This is a genomic window from Paenibacillus sp. GYB004 (genome assembly GCF_036577605.1).
In the GTDB taxonomy this organism is placed as follows: Bacteria; Bacillota; Bacilli; order Paenibacillales; family NBRC-103111; genus Paenibacillus_AB; species Paenibacillus_AB oceani.
In genome coordinates, this window is the sequence record NZ_JARBDB010000013.1 from 51,291 (window position 1) to 59,885 (window position 8,595).

Annotated in this window: 8 protein-coding genes; 6 read left to right on the forward strand and 2 right to left on the reverse strand. The window is 51.5% G+C overall.

Translation table 11 applies throughout. From position 1 onward, the window contains the following. Window positions 1-34 precede the first annotated feature (34 nt). Window positions 35-1,243 (reverse strand): S-methyl-5-thioribose kinase, encoded by a 1,209-nt coding sequence (gene mtnK, locus PV433_RS08870; protein ID WP_332071810.1) that lies wholly within the window; start codon window positions 1,241-1,243, stop codon window positions 35-37. Window positions 1,244-1,482: 239 nt separating this feature from the next. Between mtnK and PV433_RS08875 the strand changes: the two genes are divergently transcribed. Beyond that, a complete protein-coding gene (locus PV433_RS08875; RefSeq protein WP_190931805.1) occupies window positions 1,483-1,941 on the forward strand; it encodes a Dps family protein in 459 nt (152 codons plus the stop codon). Between the two features lie 174 nt (window positions 1,942-2,115). Here the strand turns inward: PV433_RS08875 and PV433_RS08880 are convergent, their stop codons facing one another. Beyond that, window positions 2,116-2,274 carry an asparagine synthase gene (locus tag PV433_RS08880; protein WP_190931806.1) on the reverse strand — a complete coding sequence of 53 codons (159 nt, stop codon included), beginning with the start codon at window positions 2,272-2,274 and terminating at the stop codon, window positions 2,116-2,118. A gap of 151 nt (window positions 2,275-2,425) precedes the next feature. Between PV433_RS08880 and PV433_RS08885 the strand changes: the two genes are divergently transcribed. The 5 genes from PV433_RS08885 (at window position 2,426) to sufB (ending at window position 8,068) form a co-directional block, all read left to right on the forward strand. Next, complete coding sequence (locus PV433_RS08885) at window positions 2,426-3,001, forward strand: DUF1802 family protein (RefSeq protein ID WP_332071811.1); 576 nt, start codon at window positions 2,426-2,428, stop codon at window positions 2,999-3,001. A 297-nt stretch (window positions 3,002-3,298) separates the two neighbouring features. Next, window positions 3,299-4,084 (forward strand): Fe-S cluster assembly ATPase SufC, encoded by a 786-nt coding sequence (sufC, locus tag PV433_RS08890; RefSeq protein ID WP_332071812.1) that lies wholly within the window; start codon window positions 3,299-3,301, stop codon window positions 4,082-4,084. 20 nt (window positions 4,085-4,104) lie between these two features. Then, complete coding sequence (gene sufD / locus PV433_RS08895; protein ID WP_190931809.1) at window positions 4,105-5,409, forward strand: Fe-S cluster assembly protein SufD; 1,305 nt, start codon at window positions 4,105-4,107, stop codon at window positions 5,407-5,409. Next, entirely contained in the window at window positions 5,406-6,635 is a 1,230-nt protein-coding gene (locus tag PV433_RS08900; RefSeq protein ID WP_332071813.1) for a cysteine desulfurase, read from the forward strand. Before sufD ends, PV433_RS08900 begins: the two co-directional genes overlap by 4 nt. Before the next feature lie 35 nt (window positions 6,636-6,670). Continuing rightward, window positions 6,671-8,068 (forward strand): Fe-S cluster assembly protein SufB, encoded by a 1,398-nt coding sequence (sufB, locus tag PV433_RS08905; protein ID WP_332071814.1) that lies wholly within the window; start codon window positions 6,671-6,673, stop codon window positions 8,066-8,068. The last annotated feature ends 527 nt before the right edge of the window (window positions 8,069-8,595 follow it).

Here is an 8,595-nt window from a genome sequence, read left to right on the forward strand (position 1 = left end):
CTCGGGCGTGATCGCCTTCGGAAACTCTTCCTTATTATTGAGCGGCTGCTTTGACAGCGATGTCGAGCACTTCGTCGATAGAAGCGGCGCTCCGGTGGTGTTTGATCAGCGCCTTCCCTATGGCAAGTGCCAGACGTTGAGCGCGTTCTTTGGCGGCTGCATCTTCGATTTTATCGATATCTGCGACATGGGCCAGTCCGACGATGCGGCGCACCATTTTACAGCCGGCATATCCGATTGTATCACGAAGCAGTTGTTCGACATAGATGTCTTGAAAGCCTGGTGTGTTCGAAATCCGATCCACACTGCGGTCGTTCCACAGACTGCGGAATTCCCGCTCGAACGTCGTCCAGGTGTCCTTTACGGTAGTAAGCAAGTACTCCCGGTATTCCGCACGACTGGCTGCATCCGGACTCCAGCCCTCCTGGCCGGCGAAATTCAGCAGCAGATTGGCGATCACCGCTCCGATATCGAAGCCCATCGGGCCGTAATAGGCGAATTCGGGATCAATTACCTTCGTCGATTGTTCGGTAATAAAAATACTTCCGGTATGAAGATCGCCATGGAGCAGCGCTTGGGCATTCGTCAGGAAGCCATGACGCAGACGGGCAACCTCGAGCTTCAGTCCGGTATCGTTCGAGAGCGCTTCCGCTTCATCGCGGATCGTTTCGTCGAAGCTGTTCGTCTCGGCGTCACGGTAAGGGTCGTCGAAGATCAAGTCCTCGGTTATTTTGCACAGATCGGGATTGATAAATTGCTTGACGCGTTCTTTTTTGTCCTGCTGATTCATGCCGAGATCCGACGAATAGAAAAGCGTATGCGCCAGGAATCGGCCTATATCGCCGGCAAATTTAGGATACTTGTTGCGCTCGATCAAGCCTCTTCTCATGATGACGTGATCGCTCAAATCTTCCATAACGGTGAGCGCCAGCTCGGGAACGTATTGGTACACGCGCGGAACGAGGTCCGGGCAAAGCGCGCCTTCATACTGCAAAGCTTCGCTCTCGATCCTTGCGCGGTCGAGGGTAAGCGGCCATGATTCGCCGACTACTTTAGCGTAGGGCAGCGCCTGCTTCAATATAATGCTTTTTCCCGTCGCCGGTTCGGTAATATGAAATACCAGGTTCAAGTTCCCGTCGCCGATTTCACGGGATATCAGCTGGGCGTCCGCTGCGAACAAATCCGGGATGGATTTGGCAAATTGTATGGCTTCCCCTTCCGAAAGCGGGTGATACTGCGTCATAACGCACCTCCGATAAATGGTCAAACTCTTATCTTAGTATAAGCGAAATTGAAACACGGGGAAATACCAAGTTTATCAATAAGAATAGTATTTAATTGGAACTTACATAATAAACGTCCCCGGCAGCCACAATAGGAAAGAATGTGCATAGGCTAAGCGCATTCCGCTGCCTGTTTCAAAAACGGCAAACCCGTTTACATTATGAGTACAGCTTTCAATAAGAGGAGGCACTGGTAACTATGGCTACAGCAACCGAGGCAACCATTAAAACCGTCGTGGAGACGCTCAACAAGCAAATTGCGAACTGGGGCGTCCTGTATGTGAAAATTCACAATTACCACTGGTTTGTAAAAGGAAAGAACTTTTTCACATTGCATGAAAAGTTTCAGGAATTGTATGAGGAAGCGTCTGTCCATTTGGACGAGCTGGCGGAGCGGGTGTTGTCGATCAAGGGCAAACCGATCGCTACGATGAAAGAGATGCTTTCGGAAGCGACAGTGAAGGAAGCGGCCGGCAACGAAAGCGCCGATCAGATGATCAAGGAAATCGTCAAAGATTTTCAGACGATGATCGCCGAAATGCGCAAAGGCATTGATCAGGCCGATGAAGCCGGAGATCATACCACCGCCGACATGCTCACAGGGATTCAGAATTCGCTGGAGAAGCACGTCTGGATGCTGGAGGCTACACTCGGGTAACAAGGCACGTTACCGGCAACCAACATTCATAAGGCGGCGTATTTTCGGATATTCAGCACCGTCGATAAATACTTCATTTCCTCTCGGACCGTCGCAGCATCGTATCCGCCAACTTTGCTTATTATAGAAAAAACGTCAGGGAGCTTGGAGGGCTCTACCTGACGTTTTTTGCTGTTACCTCCGATGCTCCACCAAATCGATAGCTCCTAATACGATGTGAGCGAGTCCGAAGCCGAGAATGCCCCAGCCCGCCGCCGGGAATTTACTGCGCAGCGCAGCGCCGGAAGCCGCCACCGCCGTTCCGAGAACGGCAGGTACCAATCCTTCTCTCATGCGGTCACCTTCTTTCGTGTTCGGATAGGGGATATGGGGTGCAGCGAATGCTTTTATAAGGTTCGGTTAAATGGAGGTTATTATGCGGCGCAAGGGGTTGCTTTGTTTTGCCTGCAAGGTATAATGGGGTTCATTGGAGGTGTGAGGTTTTATGGAAAGGATGCAACCGGTCGCCCTTAAGGAATGGGCGGTAGCGATACGCGCGCTTGCAGAAGGAACGCAGATTGTTCTGATGCGAAAGGGCGGTATTGCGGAGGAAACCCGGGATTTTCATTTGAAAAGCCCGTCTTTTTGGCTGTACCCGACTTACGAGCACCAAAAACGGGAATTACTGAAGGAAGAAGCCGGCGCCGGATTGGACGAAACGCTGGCAGGCTGGAGCCCGCAGCAAACATATGCGGATATCGAATGTTTCGCAACCGTTGAAGCGGATATCGAGGTGACAAGCCAGGAACAGCTGGACCGGATCCGCAGCACTCACATATGGACGGACCGCTTCGCGGAAGAGCGTCTGAAATGGAAGCGGCAAAAGCCTTTGCACGTCCTGGTGCTTCGCGTACATAGGCTGGACCTTCCGGTCCGCATTCCGATTCTGGATGCGTATTCCGGCTGTACGTCCTGGATCAGACTGGAGGGAGATTTCACTCCGGGAGCGATGAAGCCGGTTCTGGATGATGAGGCTTTTAAAGCGAAGGCGGAACAAATAAAGACGTTTCTTAGCGTTTAAAGAAGGGCAGCCAGGTGAAAGCTGCTAAAGTGCTGAGATAAGGCGGTTTTGACTCGTTAAATGCGGCCTCTTTGCTTGTTTGCATGGTTTGGTTCCCGCACATAAGAAGGTTTTGTTACTTTTTAAACAAAACAGTCTGGAAATATATCGAAATGCCCTTTATTGATTTGGTGGGGTAGGTTATAATAAAATTATTGCTGAGAATCAATGAGAATCATTTCATATGAATTTCAATCACATATTGAAACTCATTTTGTAACGATTCCAATATAAGATCGCAGTCGGAGGGAAGCACATATGTCAAACGCACCAAAATTTGTCATAGACGGTCTGAAAGCATCGATCGAAGACAAGGAAATTTTGAAAGGCATTCAGCTGGAAATCAACGGTGGGGAAGTACATGCCATCATGGGACCTAACGGTACAGGCAAAAGTACACTCGCATCCGCTCTTATGGGGCATCCCAAATACGAAGTGACCGAAGGTACCGCTACGCTTGACGGTGAAGACGTGCTGGAAATGGACGTCGACGAGCGCGCACGCGCAGGTCTGTTCCTCGCTATGCAGTATCCTAGCGAAATTCCCGGCGTAACGAACGCAGACTTTCTGCGAAGCGCGATAAATGCCCGCCGCGACGAAGGTAACGAAATCTCGCTTATTAAGTTCATCCGCCAAATGGAAGGCAAGATGAAAGAGCTCGAGATGAATCCGGAATTCGCTCACCGTTATTTGAACGAAGGTTTTTCCGGCGGGGAGAAAAAACGGAACGAGATTTTGCAGATGATGCTGCTTGATCCGAAAATCGTCATTCTCGACGAAATCGATTCGGGTCTCGATATCGACGCCCTCAAAATCGTCGCCGCAGGCGTCAACGCCATGCGTAGCCCGGAAAGAGCCTTCCTGATCATTACTCACTATCAGCGCCTGCTGAACTACGTCAAGCCGGATTTCGTACACGTTATGATGCAAGGCCGCATCGTGAAATCGGGCGGACCGGAACTCGCTGAGAAACTCGAAGCGGAAGGCTACGATTGGATCAAGGAAGAGCTTGGGATCGTAGACGAGACGGTCGGACAAAACTAATATTAATTGGAGGAATCGATATGAGCTCTCAAACCGTTCTTCCAATCGACCGGAATTCCGTAGCGGACTTGTCCGCAAGCCGCAGCGAGCCTTCATGGATGACCGAACTTCGCTTGAAAGCTTTGGAATTGGCCGGTTCGTTGGAACTGCCGAAACTGGAAAAAACGAGAATCGACCGTTGGAACCTCACTTCCTACGGAACCTATAAAGCGCCTGCGAGACTTCAAGGGGCGGGAGCGCTGCCGGAGGCGGCCAAACTGCTGCTCGGAGATTCCGGCGAAACGACAAATTTGCTCGTACAGCGTAACTCTGGTATCGTCTGGAGCGAGCTGTCGGGCGAGTTGGCCGAGCAAGGCGTTATTTTCACCGACCTGGAAACGGCTCTTAAAGAGCACGGCGACTTGGTGCAAAAACATTTCATGACGGTCGTCAAAGCGGACGAGAACCGGCTGACGGCGCTTCACGCTGCTCTCTGGAACGGAGGGGTTTTCCTCTATGTTCCCAAAAACGTGGAAGTGAAAGTTCCGCTGCAAGCGATCTTCATCGCTGACGACGCGGAAGCGACTTTCGCTCCTCACGTGCTGATCATAGCCGAGTCGAACAGCTCTGTCGTATACGTAGATAATTATATCTCCGAAGACGGCAAAGAATTCGTTCATAACGGGATCGTCGAAGTCGTCGCCAAAGCTGGCGCCAACGTACAGTTCGCTTCCGTACACGATTTGGGCAAAGGCTCCACAGGTATTACGTACCGTCGTGCCGTCACGGATAACGATGCCCGCATCGAGTGGATTATCGGCGAGCTGAACAGCGGCAACGCCATGGCCGACACGAGCACGCTGCTTAAAGGCAACGGCTCGAGCTCCGACGCTAAAGTGATTTCCGTCGGTAAATCCGACCAGAAGCTCAACTTGACGACCCGCGCCGTTCATTTCGGCAAGAGCACGCCGAGCGATATGATTACGAGAGCGGTTATGCAGGATGAGGCGACTGCGATCATCAACGGTATTACGAAGATCGAGAAGGGGGCGACAGGAGCGAACGGCGAGCAGACGGAACGCGTGCTTATGCTGAGCCCTAGAGCCCGCGGCGATGCGAACCCGATGCTGCTGATCGACGAGGATGACGTAAAAGCGGGCCATGCGGCCAGCGTAGGCCAAGTGAACCCGGAGCATATGCACTATCTGATGTCCCGCGGTATTACCCGGACCGAAGCGCATAAGCTGGTCGTATACGGATTCCTTGCCCCCGTCATCAGCGAAATTCCGCTTGAGAACGTTCAGAAGCAGCTCCAGGCGCTCGTTGAGAGGAAGCTCGGACAATGAGCAGCCTCGGAGCCGAAATTCGCGAACAGTTTCCGATCCTCCACCAGGAAGTAAACGGTCATCCGCTCGTTTACCTGGATAACGGGGCAAGCTCGCAAAGACCGCGTTCCGTTATCGAAGCTATAAAACGCTACTATGAGCTGGATCATTCGAACGTTCACCGCGGCGTTCATACGCTAGGTTCCCGCGCCACCGACGCATACGAAGGCGCACGCGATAAAGTCGCCGCGTTTTTGAATGCGAAGTTTCGCGAGGAAATCATCTTCACGCGGGGAACGACGACGGCGCTTAATCTGGTCGCCTTCAGCTACGCCCGCTCCGTATGCCGGGAAGGGGACGAGATCGTCCTGACTCCGATGGAGCACCATAGCAATCTCATTCCGTGGCAGCAGGTCGCCAAAGCGACCGGCGCCACGCTCAAATATATTCCGCTTCAGCCCGACGGCTCGATTACGCTGGAAGATGCAGAGAAGACGATTACGGAACGGACCAAAATCGTATCTGTCGTGTATGTGTCCAACGTCCTTGGCGTCACGAACCCGGTTAAGGAGCTTGCGGCCATCGCTCATCGCAACGGTGCGGTTATGGTCGTGGACGGCGCGCAAAGTACGCCTCACTTGAAGGTAGACGTGCAGGACCTGGATTGCGATTTTTATGCCTTCTCCGGGCATAAGATGTGCGGACCGACCGGAATCGGGGCCCTGTATGGGAAAAAAGCGCTGCTCGACAACATGGAGCCGATCGAGTTTGGCGGCGAAATGATCGACCGCGTCGACCTGTACGAATCTACGTTTAAGGAGCTGCCTTACAAGTTCGAGGGCGGCACGCCCATTATCGCCGGTGCGGTAGGTCTCGGAGCCGCGATCGATTTTTTGACGGAAGTCGGGATGGACCGGATTCATGCGCACGATACGCATTTGGCCAAACTTGCTTATGAGCAGCTGTCGCAGATCGAAGGGTTGACCATCTACGGACCGCGGGATAACCGAACCGGCCTCGTTACGTTCAACCTGAAGGAAATTCATGCGCACGATGTAGCCACGGTCATCGATCAAGAGGGCATCGCCATCCGCGCGGGACATCATTGCTGCCAGCCGCTGATGAGATGGCTGAATGTGAATGCCACGGCTAGAGCAAGCTTTTATTTGTACAATACCGAGCAGGAAGTGGAACTGCTGGTCCGCGCTTTGCGGAATACGGAGCAATTCTTTGAGAGCATCGGCTGAGCAGTTCGATGATAACAACAAGGAGGGATTCGAAGATGGCTAAGCAAATGCCGGAAATGGAAGATTATAAATATGGCTTTCGCGACGAGCACCAGAACGTTTTTCGTTCGGAAAAAGGGCTGACGAAAGAAATCGTCACCGAGATTTCGAAGATGAAAAACGAACCGCAATGGATGCTCGATTTTCGTCTGAAATCGCTGGAGCAGTTCAACAAGATGGCGATGCCGCGTTGGGGCGGCGATCTGGACGATCTCGATTTCAATGACATCACCTACTACGTTAAACCTTCGGAGAAACAAGGCAAGACGTGGGAGGAAGTGCCGCAGGAAATTAAAAATACGTTTGACAAGCTCGGCATTCCCGAAGCGGAGCAGAAGTTCCTTGCAGGAGTATCGGCCCAGTACGAATCTGAGGTCGTTTACCACAGCATGCAGGAAGATCTCGAGAAGCAGGGCGTCTTGTTTACCGATATGGATACTGCGCTTCGCGAGCATCCGGAGATTGTCAAGGAGTACTTCTCGACGATCGTTCCGATTACGGATAACAAATTCGCTGCGTTGAATAGCGCCGTCTGGTCGGGCGGAAGCTTTATCTACGTACCGAAGGGCGTCAAGTGCGAAATTCCGCTGCAGGCCTATTTCCGGATCAACTCCGAGAATATGGGACAATTCGAACGGACGCTGATTATCGCCGACGAGGACAGCTTCGTCCATTACGTCGAAGGTTGTACGGCTCCGATCTACAGCACGAACTCGCTGCACAGCGCTGTCGTTGAGATCATTTGCAAGAAAAATTCTCGCGTTCGTTACACCACGATCCAGAACTGGGCGCCGAATATTTACAACCTTGTTACCAAACGCGCGGTAGCCGAAGAAAACGCGACGATGGAATGGGTCGACGGCAACATCGGCTCCAAGCTGACGATGAAATACCCGGCAGTTATCCTAAAAGGCCGCGGTGCCAAAGGTATGGTACTCTCGATCGCTGTAGCCGGCAAAGGGCAACACCAGGATGCGGGCGCCAAGATGATTCACCTTGCACCGGAAACGACGTCTACGATCGTCTCCAAGTCGATCAGCAAGCACGGCGGAAAAGTAACGTACCGCGGTTTGGCTTCGTTCGGACGCAATTCCGAAGGGTCCAAAGCGAACATCCAATGCGACACGCTCATTCTCGACAATGAGTCGACGTCGGATACGATCCCGTACAACGAGATCATGAACGACAACATTACGCTTGAGCATGAAGCGACGGTCTCCAAAGTATCCGAGGATCAGCTGTTCTACCTGATGAGCCGCGGTCTCAGCCAGGCGGAAGCGACACAGATGATCGTCATGGGCTTTATCGAGCCGTTCACGAAGGAACTGCCGATGGAATATGCGGTGGAGATGAACCGGTTGATTAAGTTCGAGATGGAGGGTAGTATTGGGTAATGCCCTTCAACCCTTGCTGGAACAAGGATTGAAGGATAAAAAACTACAGGCTGGAATCGCTTATTCCGATTTCGTGCCGACTTAGATTGACCTTTTGGTGTAGGAGGCGAACTTTTTTAAGTTCGCCTTCTTCAATTTTTTTGGGTAATAGATAGGTATATGTCCGCTGTGGTTTTTATCGTCTTATGCCTGAGCCGCTTTGATACAAAACTAAGCTCTTGCCCCTGATTCTAGCAGTAGAATGGCATGGGTATGCCGAAATCCATGAGTTCCTTTGTAACAGTAATCGTTTCACAGTTCTTTTAATCTCGAAATTAGGTTTAACATGCAAACGAATACTGACTTCACTGTTTATAGTTCACTGTCTATAGCAGGTTATTGCATTGTATTCGCAGCAGGTATTATGTTCTACCGACTAAAGCAGAAGAATAGCATGCTGCCTCATATAATAATTGGACTATTTACGGCTTAGAAACAGGAGGATTAGTAGCAGTATTTTTTACAATATTTTATTTTGATGATAACCG

What these genes read in the sequence shown, in the direction of transcription:
- mtnK (WP_332071810.1), bottom strand. Translation starts at nt 1,243, where the DNA reads ATGACGCAGTATCACCCGCTTTCGGAAGGGGAAGCCATACAATTTGCC.
- PV433_RS08875 (WP_190931805.1), top strand. Translation starts at nt 1,483, where the DNA reads ATGGCTACAGCAACCGAGGCAACCATTAAAACCGTCGTGGAGACGCTC.
- PV433_RS08880 (WP_190931806.1), bottom strand. Translation starts at nt 2,274, where the DNA reads ATGAGAGAAGGATTGGTACCTGCCGTTCTCGGAACGGCGGTGGCGGCT.
- PV433_RS08885 (WP_332071811.1), top strand. Translation starts at nt 2,426, where the DNA reads ATGGAAAGGATGCAACCGGTCGCCCTTAAGGAATGGGCGGTAGCGATA.
- sufC (WP_332071812.1), top strand. Translation starts at nt 3,299, where the DNA reads ATGTCAAACGCACCAAAATTTGTCATAGACGGTCTGAAAGCATCGATC.
- sufD (WP_190931809.1), top strand. Translation starts at nt 4,105, where the DNA reads ATGAGCTCTCAAACCGTTCTTCCAATCGACCGGAATTCCGTAGCGGAC.
- PV433_RS08900 (WP_332071813.1), top strand. Translation starts at nt 5,406, where the DNA reads ATGAGCAGCCTCGGAGCCGAAATTCGCGAACAGTTTCCGATCCTCCAC.
- sufB (WP_332071814.1), top strand. Translation starts at nt 6,671, where the DNA reads ATGGCTAAGCAAATGCCGGAAATGGAAGATTATAAATATGGCTTTCGC.